The 22846-nt window shown below is 69.7% G+C and carries 22 protein-coding genes and 1 pseudogene; 8 read left to right on the top strand and 15 right to left on the bottom strand.

The genetic code is table 11. From position 1 onward, the window contains the following. Window positions 1-157: 157 nt before the first annotated feature. The 6 genes and pseudogenes from ACUKCB_RS20050 to ACUKCB_RS20025 all read right to left on the bottom strand — a co-directional run bounded on the left by ACUKCB_RS20050 (window position 158) and on the right by ACUKCB_RS20025 (window position 5914). A complete protein-coding gene (locus ACUKCB_RS20050) occupies window positions 158-835 on the bottom strand; it encodes a hypothetical protein (protein WP_473037136.1) in 678 nt (225 codons plus the stop codon). Beyond that, on the bottom strand, window positions 832-1350 hold the full coding sequence (locus tag ACUKCB_RS20045) for a DUF4913 domain-containing protein (protein WP_473037135.1): 519 nt from the start codon (window positions 1348-1350) through the stop codon (window positions 832-834). The genes ACUKCB_RS20050 and ACUKCB_RS20045 overlap by 4 nt, the downstream gene beginning before the upstream one ends. Next, window positions 1347-1910 (bottom strand): type IV secretory system conjugative DNA transfer family protein, encoded by a 564-nt coding sequence (locus tag ACUKCB_RS20040; protein WP_473037134.1) that lies wholly within the window; start codon window positions 1908-1910, stop codon window positions 1347-1349. Before ACUKCB_RS20040 ends, ACUKCB_RS20045 begins: the two co-directional genes overlap by 4 nt. Then, the gene (locus ACUKCB_RS20035; RefSeq protein WP_473037133.1) at window positions 1907-3079 is read right to left on the bottom strand and encodes a type IV secretory system conjugative DNA transfer family protein; all 1173 of its coding nucleotides are present in this window, start codon (window positions 3077-3079) and stop codon (window positions 1907-1909) included. Before ACUKCB_RS20035 ends, ACUKCB_RS20040 begins: the two co-directional genes overlap by 4 nt. Continuing rightward, entirely contained in the window at window positions 3076-4653 is a 1578-nt protein-coding gene (locus ACUKCB_RS20030; RefSeq protein WP_473037132.1) for an ATP/GTP-binding protein, read from the bottom strand. Before ACUKCB_RS20030 ends, ACUKCB_RS20035 begins: the two co-directional genes overlap by 4 nt. Before the next feature lie 11 nt (window positions 4654-4664). Beyond that, a pseudogene (locus ACUKCB_RS20025) lies at window positions 4665-5914 on the bottom strand (SCO6880 family protein). On the opposite strand from ACUKCB_RS20025, the gene ACUKCB_RS20020 reads away from it, so the two are divergent. Further along, window positions 5901-6260: a hypothetical protein gene (locus ACUKCB_RS20020; RefSeq protein ID WP_473037131.1), complete on the top strand. Its 360-nt coding sequence runs from the start codon at window positions 5901-5903 to the stop codon at window positions 6258-6260. The pseudogene ACUKCB_RS20025 and the gene ACUKCB_RS20020 overlap by 14 nt on opposite strands. Before the next feature lie 125 nt (window positions 6261-6385). On the opposite strand, the gene purL is transcribed toward ACUKCB_RS20020, so the two are convergent. The 5 genes from purL to purS form a co-directional block, all read right to left on the bottom strand. Beyond that, window positions 6386-8680, bottom strand: coding sequence for a phosphoribosylformylglycinamidine synthase subunit PurL (gene purL, locus ACUKCB_RS20015; protein ID WP_473037130.1), 2295 nt, complete (start codon window positions 8678-8680; stop codon window positions 6386-6388). Window positions 8681-8760: 80 nt separating this feature from the next. Further along, window positions 8761-9294 (bottom strand): hypothetical protein, encoded by a 534-nt coding sequence (locus ACUKCB_RS20010; RefSeq protein WP_473037129.1) that lies wholly within the window; start codon window positions 9292-9294, stop codon window positions 8761-8763. A gap of 41 nt (window positions 9295-9335) precedes the next feature. Continuing rightward, window positions 9336-10031, bottom strand: a complete 696-nt coding sequence (gene purQ / locus ACUKCB_RS20005) for a phosphoribosylformylglycinamidine synthase subunit PurQ (protein ID WP_473041076.1) — start codon at window positions 10029-10031, stop codon at window positions 9336-9338. 258 nt (window positions 10032-10289) lie between these two features. After that, a complete protein-coding gene (locus tag ACUKCB_RS20000; protein WP_473037128.1) occupies window positions 10290-10769 on the bottom strand; it encodes an ATP-binding protein in 480 nt (159 codons plus the stop codon). Between the two features lie 187 nt (window positions 10770-10956). After that, the gene (gene purS / locus ACUKCB_RS19995; protein WP_014910038.1) at window positions 10957-11199 is read right to left on the bottom strand and encodes a phosphoribosylformylglycinamidine synthase subunit PurS; all 243 of its coding nucleotides are present in this window, start codon (window positions 11197-11199) and stop codon (window positions 10957-10959) included. A gap of 276 nt (window positions 11200-11475) precedes the next feature. On the opposite strand from purS, the gene ACUKCB_RS19990 reads away from it, so the two are divergent. Continuing rightward, window positions 11476-12111 (top strand): sigma-70 family RNA polymerase sigma factor, encoded by a 636-nt coding sequence (locus ACUKCB_RS19990; RefSeq protein ID WP_473037127.1) that lies wholly within the window; start codon window positions 11476-11478, stop codon window positions 12109-12111. Between the two features lie 291 nt (window positions 12112-12402). Here the strand turns inward: ACUKCB_RS19990 and ACUKCB_RS19985 are convergent, their stop codons facing one another. Continuing rightward, window positions 12403-13461 carry a lysostaphin resistance A-like protein gene (locus tag ACUKCB_RS19985; protein ID WP_473037126.1) on the bottom strand — a complete coding sequence of 353 codons (1059 nt, stop codon included), beginning with the start codon at window positions 13459-13461 and terminating at the stop codon, window positions 12403-12405. Between the two features lie 105 nt (window positions 13462-13566). Further along, on the bottom strand, window positions 13567-14337 hold the full coding sequence (locus ACUKCB_RS19980; RefSeq protein ID WP_473037125.1) for a GntR family transcriptional regulator: 771 nt from the start codon (window positions 14335-14337) through the stop codon (window positions 13567-13569). A 181-nt stretch (window positions 14338-14518) separates the two neighbouring features. Here ACUKCB_RS19980 and ACUKCB_RS19975 point away from each other — a divergent pair, with 181 nt between their 5' ends. Further along, the gene (locus tag ACUKCB_RS19975; RefSeq protein WP_473037124.1) at window positions 14519-15052 is read left to right on the top strand and encodes an ATP-binding protein; all 534 of its coding nucleotides are present in this window, start codon (window positions 14519-14521) and stop codon (window positions 15050-15052) included. Then, complete coding sequence (locus ACUKCB_RS19970) at window positions 15049-15615, top strand: hypothetical protein (protein ID WP_473037123.1); 567 nt, start codon at window positions 15049-15051, stop codon at window positions 15613-15615. The genes ACUKCB_RS19975 and ACUKCB_RS19970 overlap by 4 nt, the downstream gene beginning before the upstream one ends. A gap of 24 nt (window positions 15616-15639) precedes the next feature. Here ACUKCB_RS19970 and ACUKCB_RS19965 read toward each other — a convergent pair whose 3' ends face one another. After that, complete coding sequence (locus ACUKCB_RS19965) at window positions 15640-16194, bottom strand: PIN domain-containing protein (RefSeq protein ID WP_473037122.1); 555 nt, start codon at window positions 16192-16194, stop codon at window positions 15640-15642. A 1-nt stretch (window position 16195) separates the two neighbouring features. After that, the gene (locus ACUKCB_RS19960; RefSeq protein ID WP_473037121.1) at window positions 16196-16645 is read right to left on the bottom strand and encodes a helix-turn-helix domain-containing protein; all 450 of its coding nucleotides are present in this window, start codon (window positions 16643-16645) and stop codon (window positions 16196-16198) included. 441 nt (window positions 16646-17086) lie between these two features. Here ACUKCB_RS19960 and pdhA point away from each other — a divergent pair, with 441 nt between their 5' ends. From pdhA to ACUKCB_RS19940, 4 genes are all read left to right on the top strand, one after another. After that, window positions 17087-18202 carry a pyruvate dehydrogenase (acetyl-transferring) E1 component subunit alpha gene (gene pdhA, locus ACUKCB_RS19955; protein WP_473037120.1) on the top strand — a complete coding sequence of 372 codons (1116 nt, stop codon included), beginning with the start codon at window positions 17087-17089 and terminating at the stop codon, window positions 18200-18202. A gap of 3 nt (window positions 18203-18205) precedes the next feature. Then, window positions 18206-19186, top strand: a complete 981-nt coding sequence (locus tag ACUKCB_RS19950) for an alpha-ketoacid dehydrogenase subunit beta (protein WP_473037118.1) — start codon at window positions 18206-18208, stop codon at window positions 19184-19186. A gap of 18 nt (window positions 19187-19204) precedes the next feature. Then, the gene (locus ACUKCB_RS19945; protein ID WP_473037117.1) at window positions 19205-20611 is read left to right on the top strand and encodes a dihydrolipoamide acetyltransferase family protein; all 1407 of its coding nucleotides are present in this window, start codon (window positions 19205-19207) and stop codon (window positions 20609-20611) included. A 515-nt stretch (window positions 20612-21126) separates the two neighbouring features. Next, entirely contained in the window at window positions 21127-22782 is a 1656-nt protein-coding gene (locus ACUKCB_RS19940; RefSeq protein WP_473037116.1) for an OmpA family protein, read from the top strand. Window positions 22783-22846 lie beyond the last annotated feature (64 nt).

Raw genomic sequence — 22846 nt, 5'->3', positions numbered from 1 at the left:
AAGCAGAAGTATGGAACACACACCCGTGCCGGGCCGGCGTCAGTACGGCCCTACAGGTGGTGTTCGTGCGGTTTCCTCCCCTTGGCGCGGCGAGCACGGGCCGACAGGCCCTCCCTGATCTTTTCCCTGCTCGGTTCCGGCCCCGGGCCCGGGTCGCTCACGGCATCGCGCGCATGCTTCCCGTCCATCGTGGAGGCCCGTTCCTTCGCCTCCACGACCTCCGGGGGACCCCCTTTTCACGGAGCTCCGCGCTTTCGCTCTCCCGGCGTTCACGGGAGTCGTACCCGGGCTCGGCGGGGTGTTCGGGCTCATCCTTCCCGCTGTCCCTGCCCTCTTCCTCGCGTTCGGGCTCGTCCTCCCCTTCCTCCTTCTCCCTCTCCTTTCCCTCGTTCGACTTCTCGGCCCGTGACGCCTCGATCTCCTCCAGTTCCTGTTGGACCTGCTCCCGTTCGCGGATCCGCAGATCGTGCTCGTACCTGTCCAATACCTCCTGGTGGATGACGTCGTCGAACCTCTCAGCTTCAGGTTCGTGCTCACGCCAGCTCACGGCGATCTCATAGACCTCGGAGATCTCCTTCGGGGTGGCTTCGTCCCACCACTCGGGATCGTCGACCAGCGAGAGCTTCTCCTGTGCCCGTTCCCAGCTCCGGTCGTAGAGCTCCCGGGCACGTTCGAACTGCTCCTGTCGCTGTCGGGCAGCCTCCCTGGGTGCTCTGGACTTCTCCTTCAGATCGCGGAGCATGGCGCTGACCCTCGCCCCGGTTCGGTACGCGGCGGCGATCTCGCGTCTGATCTGGGAGCCGATCTCCGCTTCGTCCTGGCCCGGTTCACTCATGCGATCGCCTCTTCGTCTCGCAGGTCGGGGAACAGCCCTTCGGGCGGCGCCGTGTAGGGGAGGGGCTGTCCCGCCCGGTTCTCGTCCTGGCTGCCGCCGAAGGGGCCTTCGGGGTCGAACAGGATCTGCATGTGGTAGTCCGCGTGGTCCCGCCACCAGACGCTCATCCCCGTGGCGGGGTCCAGCCTCAGGTTCTCCCAGGAACGCCACAGGCTCTCCAGCCGGGAAATGGCCTCGGCCGAACGCCACCACTCGGCGGCCCATCTGCGGCTGCCGCGCGGACCGACCTTGCGCCGGTAGATCGGCACGATCACCTCGCGCACGAACTCGTCCACCGAACCGAAGTACAGTTCGGGCTCGTCGGCTTCCAGGTCGGCCTCCTCGTAGGGTTCGGACGCGCGGGCCTCGGCGGCGGGAGCCACCGGGCCGGTGCCCCCGGGGACGTCCGGATCCGGCAGTTCGGCGACCAGGTCCGTCATCTCGGCCAGGGCCTGCTCATAGGTCTGTGCGCTCACGAAGCGCCTCCCGGTTCGTGTGCCGCGATGGACTGTTTGATGGCTTCGGCGTGGGTGCCCTGCATCCAGGGCACCGTCTCGATCAGAGTCGGGGGAGCTCCGGAGGCGATGGCCACCGCACGGCCACGGGGCATCGCACCCAGGTCGGCCACGTCCATGGTGGTCTGGTTGGTCAGCTGGTGGGTGGTGGAGCGGCCGCCCGAACCGAGGCTGGCCGAGACCGACTCACGGTCGTAGTCACCGATGAGCTGGGACAGCTCCTGGAGGAATCCGGTCTCGGAGACACCGCCCCCGTAGACCTTGATGTTGGAGGCGGACCAGAGTTTGCGCATGCCCTCCTGCCCCCACACCTGTACGCCCTGGGACCAGGACTGGAGGATCGCCATGAGCACGATGCCGCGGGAGCCGTAGTGGGAGTACTGGTTGGGCAGCTCGGACCACTTGCACACGTTGGCGACCTCGTCGAGCACACCGAGCAGGGGCGTGCGCAGTCGTCCGCCGGGCTGGGTCGTGGCGATCTCCTCGGCTGCCTCGACCACCGCCACCGTCAGGGCGGTCACGAGCGGACCGGCGGTGCCGGCGCCCTCCTTGGAGAGGCTGTAGAGGGTGCCCCCCGAGCGTACGAACTCGAAGGGGTCGAAGTGCGGGCGGTCGTCGTAGTCGCCCTGGGGGTGATCCAGGCGGCGATGCGCCGGTTGGTCAGGCAACTGGCCATCTGCATGGCGGTACCGAACACACCCGCCCGCTGTTTGTCGGGGGCGTTGACGATGCCCGAGAGACCGTCGGCCTGGAGGGGGAAGCCGTGTTCGGCCAGGATGCCGACCCCCGTGTCATCGTCGGGCCGGGTCAGCCACGTGTAGACGTCGGTGACGGGACGCTGGTCCAGCGAGGCCGCCAGCAGGAGGTAGCCGAGCAGGTTGCGGCCCTCGCCGTCGAAGTAGGCGTCGGTCTTGGCGTCCCCGTCGCGTGACCCCGCGGCGAAGTGCTCGGCCATCTGGGAGGCCTTGACCTCGTCCGTGACGTACGACAGGGGGTTCCACCACCAGGTGGGCTCCTCCATGGCGATCCGCTGCGGGTCGAACACCCGCACCGCCTGGCGGGTCGTGCCGGCGCGCACCTCACGGGTCGCGTCGACCACGTCGCGCTTGTTGGACGTGACGAGTACCGCGCCGGGGGCGGCGCAGATGGCGGGGATCGCCCGGGACGTGGTCTTACCCGTACGGGGCCCCCAGATGTCGACGTGCATGTCCTCCCAGGACCCGTAGAGCATCTGGCGTCCGGCCACGGCGCGCCCGATCGGCACCCCGGGGGAGTCCTCGACACCCAGTCGGCGCGCGGTGGCGGAGGCGCCCTCCCTGGTCAGGGCTGCCAGGTCACTGCCGTGTCCCATATAGGTCGCGGCCCTGTCCACGCGGGTGCTCCGCCCCCTGAGCCGTGTGTGCCCCGCCCTGACCGCCCAGGTCAGGAGCAGAGCCAGGATCAGCATCACGACCAGGGCGACGCTCGTGGACGTGGTCCAGCGGGCCCCGCCGCTGAACAGGGCCACCATCAGGCTCACGGGGTTGGCGGACAGTGCCTGGGGCGCGGGGTCGAACACGTTGCCCAGGTGGAGGGCTGCCCAGACGATCGCCGAGACCAGGGCCAGCAGCCCCAGGACGATCGCGGCGGTGAGGATCTCGGGACTCAGTGAACCCGGGCCGCTCTTGCGGCGTTGTGCGCTCCCTGTCACGTGGACTCCTTCTCGGGGGTCTCGGGAGTGTCGTTGATGCGCGAGGTGGTGTGCCACCGCTTGTTGGTGTCGTGGACCGCGGCCTCCGCCCGGGTCAGGGCGATGCGGGTGGGAATTCCGGGGCGGCCGCCGACCTTGATCAGGAACCGGCCCCGCCCCGGGGGCGCGGCTTCACGGCCGGCCACCGCATCCCAGGAAGGAGGGACCTGCCAGCTCTGCAACAGGTTCCGTTCGGCGTTGGACAGGCGTACGGCGCTGGAGAGCTGGGTCATCTCGGCCTCGGGCAACCCGCCGCAGATCACCATCCCGGACCGCTCGACGAAGCCCTTGGCCTTGGCCCGGTCCTCCTCGTTCGGCAGGGCCGTCAGGTCGCTCATGGTGTGCGAGACCATCGCCATGCCGACACCCCGTTGACGGTTGAGCCTGGTCAGCGCGTCCACCCGGTCGACCAGCCCCTTGCCCGCCCGGAGCGCCCGCCACAGCTCGTCCAGGACCACGAAGTAGTGGCGCCGCGGTTCCAGGCCCGCGTCGGCCAGGGCGTGCGAGACGGTCACCGACCCGAAACCGTTCGACCAGCAGGCCAGCAGGACCGCGGCCTGGAGGTCGTTCTCCGAGTCGTCGATGGAGGAGACGTCGAAGACGACGGGCCGGTCGAGTTTCATCGGGTTGGAGGTGGGAGCCGAGAAGATCTCCCCCAGGCGCCCGCCGCCGACGAGCCCGATGAGGGAGGCCTCCAGCCCTTCGGTGATCTCGCGGTAGCGCTCGATCCTGCCGCGGTCCAGCGCCACGGCCCGTACCTCGTCCGGGGCCTCCTGGATCACCGTGAGCAGGTCCTTGAGGACCGGGACACCGGCATGCCGGTCGTCCAGGACCTTCAGGGCCCGGTCCAGGATGGTCTCCTCCCGATCCGTGGGAGGGGCGGACCGCATGATCGTCAGCAGCGCCGAGACCATGGTCAGGCGTCGGCCGTGCGCCTCCGACAGCAGTTGGACGCGAGCCTGGCCGGTCAGGCGGTCCGCTGCCGTACGGGCCTCGCCGGGGTCCAGGATGTTCAACGTGCCCCGACCACGCCCCAGGCTGATGACCTGACCACCCAGCGCGTCGATGAGGTCGACGTAGTCGGGTTTGAGATCGCCCAGGACCAGGGGCTGGACCCCGTATCCGGAGAGTCCCATGGCCATGCGCCGTACGACTGTGGACTTGCCCAGTCCGGGCAGGCCCAGCACGAACGCACTGGGGTTGGAGATCAGGTTGGCCCGCTGGAACCAGCTGATCGGGTCGCAGCACAGGGTGCCGCCACCCTGGAGGTTCTGTCCCAGCGGTACCCCGACCATGGGTGTGCCCGCCCCCACGGCGAACGGCCACAGGCCGCACACCTGCACACTGGTGCCGCGCCACTCGTCGGCGGCGGTGAGCTGGAGGGAGGCACCGCCGCCCCGGCCCGGCCAGCCGCGGGCGCCGGGGCGGCGGGCCCGCGTTCTCTCCTCGGACCCGGACCGTCCCTTCCCGGCCCTCTCCGGTTGTTCCGCTGACGGGGTCCCTGCCCCGTTCCGTTTCCTCTTGGAGGTGAACATGTACTCGTCTCCTAGAACTGGTCGCGCAGCTCCGAGGGCATACGCAGGTGTTTGGGCATGACCAGCCCCAACGGCAGGGAGGCGGCGAACGCCGAGTCCTGGGATCCGTAGGCGGGCCGCAGTCTCAGCCGCGCGGTCGCCGAGAGGTTGTCGATGGCGGCCTTGGCGTCCTCCGAGCGGTCGGCGCCGATGACTGTGGAGGTGACCACCATGCCGAAGTTGACCAGGGCGGCCCCCGGGCCTCCTCGTTGGCCGCCGACTGGGCCTGGCGGGTCGCGAGTACGTCCCGGGCCACGGGCTTGCGGTTGGAGGTGGCACGGAACTGTGCGGCGCGCAGGTCGGCCTCGACGATCGCCGCCGCCCTGGCCGGGTCCAGCGGGCGGTACAGCAGTGCGACCCGTTTGCGTGCGATGTCGGGATGGGGTGCCAACAGCCTCGTCAGCACCGAGGACTGAACATTGCCGCGCGGCGCCGAGGTCATCGTCCAGCTCATGGAGAGCCCGCTGTCGTGCCGGTAGGAGTCCCAGGTAGCCTCGGCCGTCGAGGGGCCGACGTCGTCCCAGGTCATGCTGGTGTCCTTGCCCTCGCTGCGGGCCTCGTCCACCAGGCCCGCGGCCGTGGGGTCGTATGCGGTGCGCACGACCTCGCACAGTTGGGCGGCGGTCAGCGGTCGGGCGGCGCCCGCCCCGGTGGCGGCCAGCGCTCCCGTCAGCGACGGCAGCCGCGCGGCCAGGTCCCGGCCGACCTCGTCGGCCTTGCGCCGCCTGCCGGAGGTGCCCACCGCCCGGAAGGTGACCGCGATGTAGGCGCGTACGCTGCTGGACCCGCGCGGGTAGCTCTCGGAAACCTCCTTCAGCATCTGCTTGGCCAGATCCGGGGCGTCCGGGTCCATGTTGCTCGTGATCTCCCGGCGCAGGCGGCTGCCGGTGTCGGGAGCGGTCTCGATCGTGACCTGTGCCGCCTCCACCCCGGGTTCTTCACCGAGGTTGGCCAGCCACTGGCCCCAACCGGCGACCCAGAGGTCGATCTGTTCGGCGTCGACCAGGGCGGCCCCGTCCGGTTGGGATGCCAGCACCACGGTGTAGTGACTGGTGAAGGGCACGTGCAACAGGGCGAAGTCACGGCCGTAGGAGTCCCGGTACTCACTCAGCCGTGAGGGTGCGGCCAACCCGGGCAGTTGGTGGGTACCCCACACGGTCCGGCCCAGCGGCCCGGAGCGGTACAGGTGGGCTCCGGCGGAGCGGGTGTTGGCCCACCCCAACCGGGCGCCCGCCCGGGCGACCGGGGTCGTGGTCGTCGTCGAGCCGGCTCAGGATGCCGTCCAGGCCGGGCAGCAGACCCTGGACCGGTTGGCCGAGTCCCACCCCGGCCTCGCCGGGACCGCGGTGGTCGCCCTGTGCCAGCGGACCCGCCCCGCGCGGAGCTGGTTCGCCAACCGCAGGCCCCTCCCGGCACTCACCGGTCACAACCGCCTGGTGCAGGTCCCCTTCGACTCCCATCTGCACAAGGGGGGTGTGATCCACCACTCGCGTCTGCGACGCGCCACGCAAGCGGCCTACGCCGCCATAGCCGAAGCGGTCACACACTCAACGGTGCCCGTCCCCTGAGAGCGGCCCCGCGACCCTGCTGCCAGGACGCGGGGTCGGCTCCGGACACCGGACGGATCGCCGCCGGGACACACGAAAGGGGACGCCCCCGGTGGGAGCGTCCCCTCGTCACACTGGTGTCAGGCCTACACGCCGTCCATCAGGGCGGGTAGGGCCGCCTCGTAGGCGGTGCGCAGCTCGTCCAGACCGATCTCCACCGAACCGCCCGGGTGGGTCACCGACAGGCTCTCGCCGCCGACGGAGCCGATCCGGGTGACGGGCACACCGTGCTGGGCGGCCAGCGCCGTGAACGCCTCCTCCTCGCCGGGACCGACCGCGACCAGCGCGCGGGCACCGGACTCGCTGAACAGCGCCGTGAACGCGTCGCCGTCCACCTCCACCCGCAGCCCCCTGCGGCCGCGCAGCGCGGACTCGGCCAGGGCGACGGCCAGGCCGCCGTCGGACAGGTCGTGGGCGGCGACGGCCAGACCCTGTTCGGCGGAGGCGGCCAGCACCTCGCCGAGCGCGGCCTCGGCGGCCAGATCCACCTGCGGCGGGAGTCCGCCCAGGTGGCCGTGGACCACGTCGGCCCAGGCGGAGCCGCCGAACTCGGCGCGGGTCTCGCCCAGCAGGAACACGCGGGCGCCCTCGGTGTCGAAGCCGGAGCGCAGGCGCTTGTTCACGTCGTCGATCACGCCGAGCACACCGATGACCGGGGTCGGGTGGATCGCCACGTCGCCGGTCTGGTTGTAGAAGCTGACGTTGCCGCCGGTCACCGGGGTGCCGAGCTGCTGGCAGGCGTCGGCCAGACCGCGGGTGGTCTCCGCGAACTGCCACATCACCCCGGGGTCCTCCGGCGAGCCGAAGTTGAGACAGTTGGTGACCGCCAGCGGACGGGCACCGGTCGCGGAGACGTTCCGGAAGGCCTCCGCGTAGGCCAACTGGGTGCCCGTGTACGGGTCCAGCCGGGTGAAACGACCGTTGCCGTCGGTGGCCAGGGCCACGCCGCGGTCGGAGTCGTCGGAGATCCGGATCATCCCGGAGTCGTGCGGGGCGGACACGACGGTGTCACCGCGCACGTAGCTGTCGTACTGCTGGGTGACCCAGCTCGGGTCGCCCACGCCGGGGGCGCCCAGCACCTTCAGGAGCTGTTCGCGCAGCTCGGCGTCGCCCTCGGGCCGGGCCAGCTTCGCGGCGTCGTCGGCCTGGAGGGTGTCCTGGGAGGCCGGTCGGGCGTAGGGGCGCTCGTAGACCGGCCCCTCGTCGGAAGCGGTCCGCGGCGGCATGTCCACCACGGTCTCGCCGTGCCAGGTCATCACCAGGCGGCCGCCGCGCTCGGCCTCCTCGGGGGTCACCTCGGTGACCTCGCCGATCTCGGCGGCGAGGATGCCCCACTTGTCGCAGACCGCGAGGAAGGCGTCCATCTTGGCGGGCTCGACGATCGCCATCATGCGCTCCTGCGACTCACTCATGAGGATCTCCTCAGGGGTGAGCCGGTGGTCGCGCAGCGGGACCCGGTCCAGCTGGATGTTCATGCCGCCGGTGCCGCCCGCGGCCAGTTCGGTGGTCGCGCAGGAGACACCGGCCGCACCGAGGTCCTGGATGCCGACCACCATGTCCTCGGCGTACAGCTCCAGACTGCACTCGATGAGCAGCTTCTCCATGAACGGGTCGCCGACCTGGACGCTGGGCCTCTTGGACTCCGATTCCTCGTCGAAGGAGGCGCTGGCCAGGACGGAGGCGCCGCCGATGCCGTCGGGGCCGGTGGTGGAACCGAACAGGACCACCTTGTTGCCCGGGCCGGGCGCCTGGGCGAGCTTGATGTCCTCGTGCTTCAGCACGCCCACGCACAGGGCGTTGACCAGCGGGTTTCCGAGGTAGCTCTGGTCGAAACCGATCTCGCCGCCGATGTTGGGCAGTCCGAGGCAGTTGCCGTAGAAGGAGATGCCGGAGGTCACACCGGGCAGCACGCGCTTGGTGTCGTCGGCGTCGGCGGGGCCGAAGCGCAGAGCGTCCATCACGGCCACGGGGCGGGCGCCCATGGTGAGGATGTCGCGGACGATGCCGCCCACACCGGTGGCCGCACCCTGATGCGGCTCGACGAAGGACGGGCTGTTGTGCGACTCGATCTTGAACGTGACCGCGCGCCCGTCGCCGACGTCCACGACGCCGGCGTTCTCACCCATGCCCACGAGCAGGGCGTCGCTGGCGGGGGCCTTCTCGCCGAACTGGCGCAGGTGCACCTTGGAGGACTTGTAGGAGCAGTGCTCGCTCCACATGACCGAGTAGATGGCCAGCTCGGCCGCGGTCGGACGGCGGCCCAGGATCTCGCGGACCCGCTCGTACTCGTCCTTGGCCATACCCAGTTCGGCGTACGGCTGCGGTGTGTCCGGGCTGTCGGTCGCCTGGGCGACGGTGTCGAGACCGGGTACTTCAGACATGCGGTGGTTCCGTTCGGGTGTCGCGGAGTTGCGCGGAGGTGGAGGCCGAGCCCTGGCTGTGTCCGTCGCCCGGCACCGGTTCAGTAGGCGGGCATGCCCGCGTTGCCGAGCATCAGCACCGGCAGGGCGTCGGCGGCCGGGGCCGAGGAGTCGGCCACCAGGGTCGTGCCGTCGGTGAGGACGGAGTCCGTGAGCGCGATGTCGTCCGCGGATTCCGCGTCCGGTGGGAGCTCCTGCTCCCAGCCGTCGGCCAACAGGTGCTCGTACACCGACCGGATGACCTCTTCGGTCTCGGTGTCGAGCTCCTCGCCGTCCTCACCGGCGACCAGGATCAGGCGGAAGCAGTGCCCCTGGGCGCAGTGCGCCTCACCCTGGTCGACGTAGGACAGACCCGGAGGGGGGCTGCCCAGCGCGCCGACGTCCGGCGGGGGGTCGGGCTGTTCGCCCTGTTGACCCTGTCCGGGCTGTTCCTGCTGGCCCTGGCCGCCGGGGTTGGCGACGGGGGGAGCGTTGAAGGACTGGAAGAGGCCGATGGCCCCGGAGACCACAAGGCCGACCACGACCAGCCCCACGAGTACGTACAGCGTTCTCCGGGAGCGCAGCAGCGCCATCATCGCGAGGATCGTCCCCCTGTCGGGTGAGTCGGGCCGGGGTGTCAGGCGTGCGCCGGGGCGCCGGCCTTCAGATGGCCGAGGACCGAGGTGAAGAAGCCCAGGCCCTCCGTGGAGGGGCCGGTCAGGGCTTCGACCGCGTGCTCCGGGTGCGGCATCAGGCCGACGACGTTGCCGTGCTCGTTGGTGATCCCGGCGATGTCGCGGCGCGATCCGTTGGGGTTGCCGCCGACGTATCGGGCGATGACCCTGTCCTCGGCCTCCAGCCGGTCCAGGGTCTCCTCGTCGGCGACGTAGCTGCCCTCGCCGCTCTTGAGGACGACCAGGACTTCCTGGCCCCCGGTGTAGTCGTTGGTCCACGCGGTCCGGGTGTTCTCCATCCGCAGGACCTGGTCGCGGTTGACGAACCGCAGCGAGGAGTTACGGGTGAGGGCACCGGGAAGCAGGTGGCTCTCGCACAGGATCTGGAAGCCGTTGCAGATGCCCAGGACCGGTAGGTCGCCCGAACGCGCGGCCGGGACCAGCTCGGACATCAGCGGGGCGAACCGGGCGATGGCGCCGCAGCGGAGGTAGTCCCCGTAGGAGAAGCCGCCGGGCAGGACCACGGCGTCGACCCCCTTGAGGTCCGCGTCCGCGTGCCAGAGCGCGACGGGTTCGGCGCCCGCCAGGGAGACCGCGCGAGCGGCGTCCTTGTCGTCAAGGGAGCCTGGGAAGGTGACGACGCCCACACGGGCTGTCATGAGCACACTCCGAGTTTGTTGTTCGACGGGGAGAAGTCGGTGCCTGACCCCGTCACGGGGACGGCGCATCCGCTACTTCCGCAGCGTACCCGCTCACCTGTGCTCGGATACGACGGTCACCCCCTCGGGAGGGGGTCGGCCTGTGTGATCCTCCCAGAAGGGGCCCTGTGGAAGGGGGGCCGGGTGTGCGACCCGACAGGTCGCGTGGTGTGCGTCACGGAGCGAGTGGAAACCGAAGGGCTGGCGGGGACCGAAGGGCTACAGGAGCGCGAACCGTGCCGACGGGTGCTCGCGGTCGAGGTCGTCCTCACTGGCGGGATCGCAGGAGGTGACGCGTTTGCGCAGGATGACGGTGGTGTGGGGTTCGCCTCTGAAGTCGACCTCGTCCATGAGGTACCGCATGAGCAGGATGCCCCTGCCCGATTCCGAATCCAGACCCGGCAGGGGCGCGTGTTCCGAGGTGAAGCGACGGACGAGTGCCGCGGTGTCCGGCGCTCTGCCGGTGTGGGATATCCGCAGTTCGCACCAGCCGGTGGCGAGCTGGGCCTCGACCGAGTAGTCGGTGGCGGGCCCCCCGTGTTCGACCGCGTTGGCGCAGGCCTCGGAGACGGCCAGGAGGATGTCGTCGACACAGCCCTGGCAGATCCCCGACCTGCCGAGGAGGGCGCCGAGTACGTCGCGTGCGACGGAGACCGTGTACGCCTGTCTAGGGAGGGAGATCGAGAAAACGGTGCCCATCCGTGTACCTCTCGTGCTCCTGTCGGTTACCAGCTCGGCACGTTAGGAAGCCTTCCCGAGGCCGCTCCGGGTAAAACGAACAGCCGCGCCCCCTGGGGGACGCGGCTGAACATCTTGGACACTTCCGACATTTGGTGTGTCGGGGCGGAGGGGTCCGGGTACCGCCGGAACCAGGGATGGTCCGGTCCTAGGCCGGGCGGACCTCGAAGTCCTCGATGACGGTGTTGGCCAGCAGGGTCTCGGCCAGGCGGCGGACGTCGGCGAGCTTGGCCTCGTCCACCTCGCCCTCGACCTCGACCTCGAAGCGCTTGCCCTGGCGGACCTGTTCGACCCCTTCGAAGCCGAGGCGGGAGCAGGCGCCGGCGATGGCCTGGCCCTGGGGGTCCAGGATCTCGGGTTTGAGCATGACGTCAACCACGACGCGGGCCACGGGTCCTCCACAGGAAAAACGGGTATGCCACTGCTCCGCCGGTCGAAGGGCACCTCGTCGGGACGCGCCTGGCGGGCGACGCCAGCGTATGACACCCGGGGACGCGTCCGTGTCCCGGCCAGGGGACACGCAGGGGTTTTACTGCATCCTTACCGGGACTGGAGACGGAATCGGTGCGTTCGTGACCCGGATCACGGCAATTGATGTCATCATTGGGAGCGTGATGCTGCGTCTAACAGTGTGGAAGTGATCGTTCGGTCGTCCCGAGGGGGAATCTTGACGACTCTCGAAAAGGATCAAACCTCCACGACCGGTGCCACCCGCGACGAGGAACAGACACTGGACTTCGCCACCGCGGTGACACCGTTCGCAGACCAGCTCTATCCGACGGCCCTGCGGATGACCCGCAACCCGGCCGACGCCGAAGACCTCGTTCAGGAGACGTTCGCGAAGGCCTTCGCCAATTTCCACCAGTTCAGGGCCGGCACCAACCTACGGGCCTGGCTTTACCGGATCCTGACCAACACTTTTATCAACAGTTACCGGAAGAAGCAGCGGGAACCGCGTCAGGAGACCACTGACGAGATCAAGGACTGGCAGCTGGCCGCCGCGGAGGCGCACACCTCGTCCGGGATGCGCTCCGCCGAGACCGAGGTCCTGGACCACCTGCCCGACTCCGACATCAAGCAGGCCCTGGCCCGACTGCCCGAGGAGTTCCAGGAGGTCATCTACCTCGTGGACATCGAGGGCTACGCCTACAAGGAGGTCGCCTCCCGGATGGGGACGCCTCTGGGGACGGTCATGTCCCGACTGCACAGGGCGCGCCGCCAGCTCCGCGAGATGCTCGCCGACTACGGGCGCGAGCGCGGTATGCGCGTTCCCGAGCAGCAGGCCCGGGCCGCGTCCGAATAACCGGACACGACCAGCGGTGGGCGAACGGACCAGAGTCCCCGGACCAGGGGCTCGGAAGGTGTCCGAGAAGGCTCCGGCGAACGGTTTCACACCGCCCGGAGCGAGCGGAGCGAAATTCGCCCGAAGAAGCGGTGGGAAGTGCGTCACCGGCCTCCCGCGGCCCTGACGGGCCGGTGTGGATATACGCGGCGGCGCTGCTACGGGCGACTCATGGATTTCTCACGGAAAACGCACCGACAGTGACTCCTGGTGGATGTCGGTGCCTTTGCCGTGCCCGAAAACGGAATCGGTTCAGACCGTTCCCGGACCCGTTCGCGCAACCGGTTCCGCCGCCGGGCCCGGCTCCGGCATCGGAGTACGGGGCGGCCCCGTACGCCGGGTCCGGAACCACACCACGGCCGTGATCACGATGAGCAGCGCACAGGGCGCCAGCATGACCGGCGAACCCACCCCCGCCGAACGGTCCATCCCCTCGGCGAGGTCGGTGTGCGTGACGACCACGAGCAGGAAGGCGACCGTGTTGTTCACCGCGTGGACGACCACCGCCAGCTCCAGGCCGCCGGTGCGCCACGAGACGAGCGCCAGGGTGGCGCCGAAGACGAAGTAGTAGACGTTCAGCCAGGGGTCGAACGCCGCGTGCGCCACCATGAACAGCAGGCTCGACACCACGACGCCCAGGATGAGGGCTGCCCGCGGTCCCCGCCCCCAGCTCGCGGCGACCCGGAAGGCCAGCCCGCGGAAGCCGTACTCCTCACCGGCCGACTGCAGCGGCGTCAGCAGTATGAGGACGGCGAACATCAGCACGAGGTCGGTGTACGGCCAGTCCGTCTGCTCGTAGGGCGCCAGGAAGGTGAAGGCGGTCATGTAGACCGTCCAGACCGGCAGGATGACCAGGAGCGCCCGGCCGAACACCTCCATGCGGAAGAGCGACAGGACCGAGTGCAGGGAGGCGCCCTTCACGCCGTAGAGCCATCTCTGGACGAGCATGCTCCACGGCAGGAGCAGGGCGATCCCGAGCAGGCCCGCCGCCTGGTTGACCGGGGTGACCTCGAACTCCCCCTCGAACATGTTGCCCCTGCCGAGCGCGGCGTCGATCAGGAAGCCGAGGATCGTGAACCCGAAGGTGAAGACGAGCATCCCGCCCATGAGCAGCGCCAGCGCGGCGATGCCCCGCCAGATCCGGCGCTTGTCCGTGGTGAGGACCTCGTGGTATTCCCGGCCGGAGGGCACCGGACGCGGGCCGCGGCGCCCGCGCTGCGCGACACCCGCCTCGGGCGGGAGGGGAGGGCCAGGAGGAGCTGTCGGTGGGGTCTGCGCGGACGCCGGAGGTCGCTGCTCTTCGTGGTTCATGCCCCGAACCTAGCTTCGGCGCGGGCGGGCCCGGCAGTCCTTGGAATCACCGCTTTTTCCTGCGTTCCGCACGGGCCGACCGATGACAGATGTCATTCTCGGAGATCAGTCCGGGACCGGGAAACGGTAGTCGAAAACGGCCATGTCGGCGCGAATCAGGAACTGCGCCACATCGAGCGGTCCGTCCTCGGTGTGGTAGGTCCGGATCACCTCGAACACCGGAGTGCCCGGCGGAATACGCAGCCGACTCGCCTCTGGTCCAGTGGGCATGCGCGCTCCGATCTCCTCCTGGACCTCCCGCACGGGACTCACACGATCGATGTCGGCGATGTGGCCGCCGGGCCCCTCGCCGTCCACGATTTCTGGGTTGCGATCGGCGGTGGCGAAGCTGAAGTAGCTGTCCGCGGACTGGTTGATGGTCCCGTCGAGCTTCGTGACCCGCTTGCGTACGAAGACCAGATCGCCCTCCACGACGTCAGGCAGCCGCTCCACCACGAAGGGTGGAGCGGGGACCTGCTCCGTCTCGGTCTCCTGCTCGACTTTCTGGCCCTGTTCCGCACCCTCCGCTCGAAGCACGCTCTGCGGTTCGGGACCGCTCCACACGGACCGGCTGTAGCGCTGGAGCCCGTAGCGGCGCACTCTCTGGGGCTCGCGGACGTAGGTGCCGCTGCCTTTCCTGCTGGTCAGAATCCCCTCCTGGCGCAGGAGATCGATTGAGCGGCGGGCCACCATCACGCTGACGTCGTAACGATCGGCGAGTACGTGGAGCGTGGGGAGTTTGTCCCCAGGGGCGAGGTTGCCCCGGCGAATCTGGTTGCGCAGGTCATCGGCGATACGCACCTGCAGGGGACGCGCGTCGGTCGTCTCGTCGCTCATGGCGCTCACTCTAGTGTCACGCATGTTTGTATACAAACTTCTTGCGGGATGGCGGCCAACTGTGCTCTGATGTTTGAAGGCAAGTATGCAAACTTTTCTGTGCGCATGAGAAACCCCGGCGGGTGATGCAACACCCCCGGGGCCAGGCCGACAACCACGCCTCAAACAAGGAGTTGCCGACGTGTCCATTCTCCCTCAGGTGCCCACGCCCGCCTACCCGGGGCGGCGCTGGCAAGCCCGCCAGTATCCCGGAGCACCCTCCACCTGCCCTCGCTTCCGGACGGAACTCCGCTCTGACCTGGCATCCCTCGCCGGGGTCCCCCGCCACCTCCGCGAGGACGTCGAACTCTGCGCGAGCGAGGCGTTCGTCAACGCCGTGACCCATTCCCGATCCCAGCGCCACGGCGGCACGGTGATCCGGATGCTCTCCACTCCGATTGTGATGGGCCGCGAGACCACCCTGCGGCTCTCGGTCATCGACGACGGCCCCCTGGACACCCGCCCGATGTTCCCGCCCGCCCGGCGCTCGGTAGAGGACTGGGAACAGGCCGAGTCCGGGCGCGGCCTCCTGCTTATCCACCGGTTGGCGGAGGAGTGGGGAACCCAGCGCTGGGCCGATCCGGCTTCGCCGACCGTGTTGGGCACGGTGCTGTGGGCCGAGTTCACCTATCCCACCGCCCCCTCCACCACCTGTGTCTGCGGGGGTGCCCGATGACCGCCGAGACCGTGCCCCTCGACCTGCGACGGGTCCTGGACGCGCCCCGAGGCCGACGTTTCAACCGTCCCATGATCCGCCCCGGAATCCGCTCGCAGGCGAACCCCGCCGCCCGCACCGCGCCCGAAGCACTCCCGCCCCTGGTCTCCCTGGGCCGCACCCCGAGGGAGCGCGAACTCCTCGCGCGAATGCCCGACACCCCCGGGCTGCGCCGCCGGTTCGCCCACGGGGACCTGCCCGAGTGGATGCGAAGGGCCGAGTCCTCAGAATCCTGCCGACGTCAGGACGACGCCCCCGACCGCACCCCCGAACCGAAACCCGCCCCCGCTCCGGAGCCGGACCGCGAGCCCGACCAGGACCCCGAGCCCGAACGCCCGGTGTCGATCCCCCGCCCCCGCAGGGAGCGGGTGCCGCCTCCACCGCTCCCGCGTAGGTCGGACCGTCCCCGCCGCCCGGCCGGCCATCGCAAGCCCCGCCGTCGGACCGGCCTCTCCGTAGCCGGCTACGCCCTGGCTGTCACAGCCGGGGCTATGGGTCAGTACCTGGTCGCCTTCCTGAGCTGAGCCGCCACGGCCCACCTACTCAAGTCACTCGGACTGCAACTCCGCGACTGACTGATGCAGGCCGCTGCGCTGTAGACGGGTGAACACGTCCGTGACCGTGCCGGGGGGTCTGCGCCATGAGTCGGCGATCTGCTGCGCGCAGGACCAGACGACCTTTCTGTTCAGGTGGATCTGGTCGAGGACGAAGTCGTCCGGCCTCTTCGCTTCGATGTCCCACTTCGACAGGATCGAGTCAGGAAAGTCGGGGAGATTCTCTGTAACGATCACCTGAGCGCGTGCGCGGATGGCGGCAGCGAGTACGTGTCTGTCATCGGGGTCGGGCAGATCGAGAGTCTCGATCAGCGGCTCGTATCCCGTGACGAGGCAGTCCCGCACCGCGCAGATCATGAGCTCTCTGGTGCGCTGAAGCGCGTCGGTCGACAGACCCGGGCGGTTCTTCTCGAGGTTGCGGAAGGTCTCGTCCAAGATCTGATGTGTCCACCTCGCCTGGACGAGACCTGCCTGCGCCACCCTGATGAGGAGATCCCGGAGGGTGTTGGGGTACAGGACGTTCGCATCGTAGATGACGACGAAGGGCATCTCAGTCCAGGCCCAGTTCCCGGTTCATCGCGGACAGTTCATCGGCTGCCTCGCGGCGGCGCTGGTCGTCTCTGCGCATGTACTCCATGAGAGACGCGGCCCTTACCCGTCGATGGGTGCCGACCTTGCGATATTCGATCTCCTCCGCCTGCAGCAGGCCGATCAGATGAGGTCGTGAGACGTTGAGCATGTCCGCTGCCTGCTGAGTCGTCAGTTCGGCGTGCTCCGGAACGATCGAGACCCCCCGTCCGGCCGCCATGTGGGTGAGGACGCTGATCAGGAGCTCGACCGCGGCCCGCGGGAGCAACAGCTCCCCCCGGCTCTCCTCGACGGTCACAGGGACCGGGGCCAACGCCTCCTGGTGCTCATCCAGGTACCGGCGGATACGGGGTAGTGCGCTTTCGGCTGCTTCGATCTGCTTGGCATCCGGGTGCGAAGTCAACACGGTCATGTTCCCTCCTCGCTCGTTCAAGAGACAGATACCCCATTTATAGTCGCAGTATTCGCAATAAACGAAGCAAACGCAACAGCTTTTGATGTGATTGCCGGTAGCTCTGGGGTGGAGCTGGCAAGTCCTCGTGAGGCAAGGGCCTGACACCTCCCGGGTTCCGGACAGGGCTCTATCCGCCCGTTGCGGACACGTTGCCGCAAAGTAGTTGGAAGGCCTTGTACATGCTAGGAAGCCCTGGTATCCAGCCTGGTCACGCGTCCGGGAGTATGGGTCGCGCAGCGTAAAAGGTGTCGTCGGGGGCTTGCGCTCTCCATGGTGAGTTCTGTCACGATGTGGGGAGGGCTGTCCGCGCCCGCCCGACACCCTGGGTGCGCGTGGACCGTTAAACGGTCGATCAGCGTTCACCCACGCGAAGTCGGCCCCGAGAACCCGAGGAGCGACGTGTCGGAAACCGCCGCGCACGAGGAACCGGAGCTCATCCAGCTCCTGACACCCGAAGGGGAGCTCACACAGCACCCCGACTACCCCCTGGACATCAACGCGGAGGAAATCCGCGCTCTCTACCGGGACCTGGTCCTGGTCCGCCGGGTCGACAGTGAGGCCGTCTCGCTGCAGCGCCAGGGCGAGCTGGGCCTGTGGGCCTCGCTCCTGGGCCAGGAAGCGGCGCAGATCGGCTCCGCCCGCGCGCTCCGCGAAGACGACATGGCCTTTCCCTCCTACCGCGAGCACGGCGTCGCCTGGTGCCGCGGTATCGAACCCAAGGAACTGCTCGGCATGTTCCGCGGGGTCACCAACGGGGGCTGGGACCCGCACGAACACGGCTTCCACCTCTACACGATCGTCATCGGCAGCCAGGCGCTGCACGCCACCGGCTACGCCATGGGCATCCAGCGCGACGGCGCCGTCGGCGAGGACGGCACCGCCGTCATCTCCTACTTCGGCGACGGGGCCACCAGCCAGGGCGACACCAACGAGGCGTTCAACTTCGCCTCGGTGAACAACGCTCCCGTGGTCTTCTTCTGCCAGAACAACCAGTGGGCGATCTCCGAGTCGCTGGACCGCCAGACCCGTGTACCGATCTACCGGCGCGCCGCCGGGTTCGGCTTCCCCGGCGTGCGCGTGGACGGCAACGACGTCCTCGCCTGCCTCGCGGTCTCCCGCGCCGCCCTCGACAACGCGCGGACCGGCAACGGCCCCACACTGGTGGAGGCGTTCACCTACCGGATGGGCGCCCACACCACCAACGACGACCCCACGCGCTACCGTGACGCGGGCGAGCTCGACGAGTGGAAGGCCAAGGACCCGATCCTGCGGGTCCGCCGCTACCTGGAGCAGAACGGCCTCGCCGACGAGGCCTTCTTCGCGCAGATCGACGAGGAGGCCGACAGGGTCGGCGAGCAGGTCCGCACCCAGTGCCGGTCCATGCCCGACCCCGAGCCGCTGGAGATCTTCCACGAGGTCTACGCCGACCCCAACGTCCACATCGACCAGCAGCGGTCCGAGTTCGCCGACTACCTGGCCTCCTTCGAGAGCGCCGGCGCGGAAGGGGGCCGCTAGGCCATGGGAACCAACCTCACTATCGGCAAGGCCATCAACGCGGGCCTGCGCGCCGCCATGGAACACGACCCCAAGGTCCTGATGATGGGCGAGGACGTCGGCAAGCTCGGCGGCGTCTTCCGGGTCACCGACGGCCTGTACAAGGACTTCGGCGCGGACCGGGTCATCGATACCCCCCTCGCGGAGTCCGGCATCGTCGGCACCGCCATCGGCATGGCCATGCGCGGCTACCGGCCCGTGGTGGAGATCCAGTTCGACGGGTTCTTCTTCCCCGCCGCCAACCAGACCTTCACCCAGCTCGCCAAGATGCGCCGCCGTTCGGCGGGCAAGCTCAGCATGCCCATCGTCATGCGCATCCCCTACGGCGGCGGCATCGGCGCGGTGGAGCACCACAGCGAGTCCCCCGAGGCCTACTTCCAGCACACCGCCGGGCTGCGCGTGGTCACCGTGGCCAACCCGGAGGACGCCTACTGGATGATCCAGCAGGCCGTCCGCTCCGACGACCCGGTCATCTTCCTGGAGCCCAAGCGGCGCTACTACGAGAAGGCCGAGGTCGACACCGGGACCTCCCTCGCCGAGGTCACCCCGATGGGCGCGGCCCGGATCGCGCGGCCCGGCACCGACTGCACGCTGCTGGCCTACGGTCCGATGATCAAGACCGCCCTCCAGGCGGCCGAGGCCGACACCGACCACTCCATCGAGGTCATCGACGTGCGCTCGCTCTCGCCGGTCGACTACCCCACCATCACCGAGTCGGTGAAGCGCACCGGCCGTCTCGTCGTGGCGCACGAGGCCACCCTCACCGGCGGCCCCGGCGCGGAGATCGCGGCCCGGGTCACCGAGGAGTGCTTCTACCACCTGGAGTCGCCGGTCATCCGCGTGGCCGCGTTCGACACCCCGTACCCGCAGTCCAGGCTGGAGGAGCACTACCTGCCGGACCTGGACCGCGTCCTGGACGGGGTCGACCGGGCGTTCGCGTACTAGATCGGGGAACCGCAAGACATGGCGATTCACAAGAGCACGCCCGCGGTCGACGGCGTGCAGACGTTCAAGCTGCCCGACGTCGGTGAGGGGCTGGTCGAGGCCGAGCTCCTCACCTGGTACGTCAAACCGGGCGACACCGTCGCGGACGGTCAGATGATCTGTGAGATCGAGACCGCCAAGGCCGTGGTCGAACTGCCCTGCCCGTTCGCGGGCACGGTCAGGGAGCTGCTGGCCGCCGAGGGTGAGACGGTGGAGGTCGGTTCGGCCATCATCACCGTGGACGACGGCACCGGCGGCTCCGGTGGCGGGGACGCCACGGACGGGGCCGCCGCAGGCGGTGCCGAGGAGACCGAGGAGCGGGAGAAGCCCCTCGTGGGCTACGGCGAGAAGGCGACCTCCACCCAGCGCCGCGCCCGCCGCCGACCGGCCCCCTCGGGCCCGGTGTCCGCACCACCGCCCAAGCTCACCGAGCCCGCGCCCGCGAACACCCCCGGCGTCATGGCGGCCCCCGCGGGCCCCGAAGCCGCCTCGGGCCGTCCGCTGGCCAAGCCGCCGGTGCGCAAGCTCGCCAAGGACCTCGGGGTGGACCTGGCGACGGTCACACCCACCGGCAAGGGTGGGATCGTGACCCGCGAGGACGTGCACGCCGCTGCCGGGGTCGAGCAGGCGCCGAGCCCGGCCGCCGCGGCGCCGGAGGCCGCGCCCGCACCGGACCGCACCGCCCGTGAGGTGCGCGTACCGGTCAAGGGCGTGCGCAAGCACACCGCCGCGGCCATGGTGAACAGCGCGTTCACCGCCCCGCACGTCACCGAGTTCCTCCAGGTGGACGTCACCAGGACGATGAAGGCCGTGGCCCGCCTGCGCGAGCGCCCCGACTTCGCCGACGTCAAGGTGTCGCCGCTCCTGCTGGTGGCCAAGGCCCTGCTCATGGCGGTCCGCCGCCACCCGGAGGTCAACGCCTCCTGGGACGAGGAGAACCAGGAGATCGTGGTCAAGAACTACGTGAACCTGGGGATCGCGGCCGCCACCGAACGCGGCCTGGTGGTGCCCAACATCAAGGACGCCGACTCCCAGACCCTTCCGGAGCTGGCGGCGTCCCTGAAGGCCCTGACCGAGACGGCGCGGTCGGGCAGGACCAGCCCGGCCGACATGTCCGGCGGAACCATCACCGTCACCAACGTCGGCGTTTTCGGCGTGGACGCGGGTACGCCGATCATCAACCCGGGTGAGGCCGCCATCCTCGCCTTCGGGCAGATCCGCGACATGCCGTGGGTCCACAAGGGCGAGCTGAAGATCCGGAAGGTGACGACCCTGTCGTTGTCCTTCGACCACCGGCTGGTCGACGGTGAGCTGGGATCGAAGGTGCTGCGCGACATCGGCACCGCCCTGGAGGACCCGGAGCTGACCGCTCTGGCCTGGGGCTAGCCTCCGAAAGTCCCCGGCCCGGCCCTGCACGGGGCCGGGCCCGGGAGGAACACGGGGCCGGTGCGACCCGGATTCGGTCGCACCGGCCCCTTCTGCGCGGGTACCCGCACCGGCTCCTGCTCGTGAGCGGTGCCGGCCGCCGGTCCCCGGGGGGTTCTCCGCCGGCTCCCGGGCGGCGCCCCTCACGTGGACGGGCCCGTCCCCCAAGGGGGTGGGGGGCGGGCCCTGGGGATGAGTGTTCCCGCTACCCGGCCATGACCAACCTTTTACGCCAGGCTTTCCCGGGGCCCGCCCGGGCTCCGTGCCCCCTGCCGGAGGCTCCGTACGCGTCGGCTCCGGTGCTCCTGGCGTCCCGGCGTCGGGACGCCGGCGGCCCTGCGCTCCCGGTACGGGTGCGAACCCCTGAGGGGCCGATCCGCCGAAGTATCTCGGAAAACTCCACATCCAAAAGAACCAACACATTGTTGCTGGAGTCTTAGCTGGTGTTGGAGAAACGAGACAGGGAGTACCCCCCCATGCCAGTACGACAGCCCACCGCAGCGGGACGCCCGCTGGCCCTGGCCGCAGCCGCCACCGCCGCCGCACTGGCCCTGTCGGGCTGCGGCGTCATCCGGGACCTCCGAGCCGACCCGGAGCCGCAGACCCCCGGGACCGAAGAGGTCGAGGCGGAGGAGGTGACCGAGGAGGACCCCCGACCGGAGGTCGAACCCGAGTTCCCCTACACCCGAGAGGGGCCGATCTTCCAGGACACCGGCCAGGACTCCACCCTGCGCTTCGCCATCACCGGGCTGGAGCGCACCGACGAGTACACCGTCCTCCACTACGAGAACACCTACGTGGACGTGTTCGAGGGCACCAACCGGAACCTGTCCATGCCGCGCACCCTCATCGACCCGGTCAGCGGGCGGGCCTTCACCGAACTCCGCGACGAGGACGGCGACCTCTACGGCTCCGTCTCGCCCCGGCCCGGCGGCGAGCTCTACCCCGTCACGGTGGGGGCCACCAACCAGTACCGGCGCTACTACCCGCGCCTGCCCGACGAGGTCAACCAGGTCACCTTCGTCGGCAGCGGGCTGGGCGCCATGACCGGCATCCCCGTCGTGGACGCGGAGGAGGAACGGCCCGATCCCGAGGACCCCAACGGCGCGGAACTGCGCTACGGCAACCCCGAGGAGGGGGAGACCGTCGAGTTCGAGAACCGCCGCCCCGAACCCGGTTGGCAGGAGCGGATCGGTGAGATGGAGAGCTTCGTCGACTCCGACGTCGCCTCCACCACCCGCGACGGGGACACCGAGACGGTCGCCCTGAAGTCCGACGTGATGTTCGACTTCGACTCCGCCGAACTCACCTCCGAGGCCGAGGAGATCGTCCGGGAGGCCGCGGCCTCCCTGGACCGCAACATCGACCCGGACAAGCCCGAGGTCACCGTCATCGGGCACACCGACGGCAGGGGGACCGACGACTACAACCAGACCCTGTCCGAGGAGCGAGCCGAAACCGTTCGCGACATCCTGGCGGAGGAACTCGGCGGCGACCTCACCCTCTCCGTCGAGGGCCGGGGTGCCGGCGAACCCGTAGCCCAGGAGGACGGCCCGAACCCGGAGGAGGCGCGGGCGCGCAACCGGCGCGTGGAGTTCTCCTACCTGGTGGACCGCACGGACCGGGGCGGATCCACCAACGGTCGCGAGGACGGCCTGCTCGGCTCCAGCGAACGGCACGTGTTCCCGCCCGCGCCGTACGTCGAGGACGACACCGCCGAGGTCGTCGCCACCGAGACCGACGGCGACGTCCGACTCGACGTGCACCCGCTGCGCCGCGACGGCGCCTACGCCATCAGCACCGTGACCCTCACCAACACCGGGGACGAGCCGGTCCTGCCCGACATGGGCGGCGGGGAGGCCCTCTCCCCGGGCGGGCCCACCGAGTTCAGTCAGGGCGCCCTGGGCGGCTTCCAGCTGCTGGAGCCCGATACCGACCTGGTCCGTTACGTGACCCTGGTGAACTTCGGCGGGCAGAGCTACGCCGGGTTCGCCGCGGAGGTCCACGAGATGCAGCCGGGCAACGAGTACCAGCTCATCGCGGTGTTCGCCGCCCCGCCCGCCGAGGTGGAGGAGATGACGCTGCGAGCCGGACCCTTCGGTGAGATCGAGGGCGTGGTCTTCGCCGACTGACGGACCGACCGGACCGGTCCTCCCCGGGCTTTCCGGCTCTCCCCGGGCCCCGCCGCACCCCGCG

It is taken from the genome of Nocardiopsis moroccensis (assembly GCF_055763695.1).
This window is presented reverse-complemented; position numbering and strand designations above follow the sequence as displayed.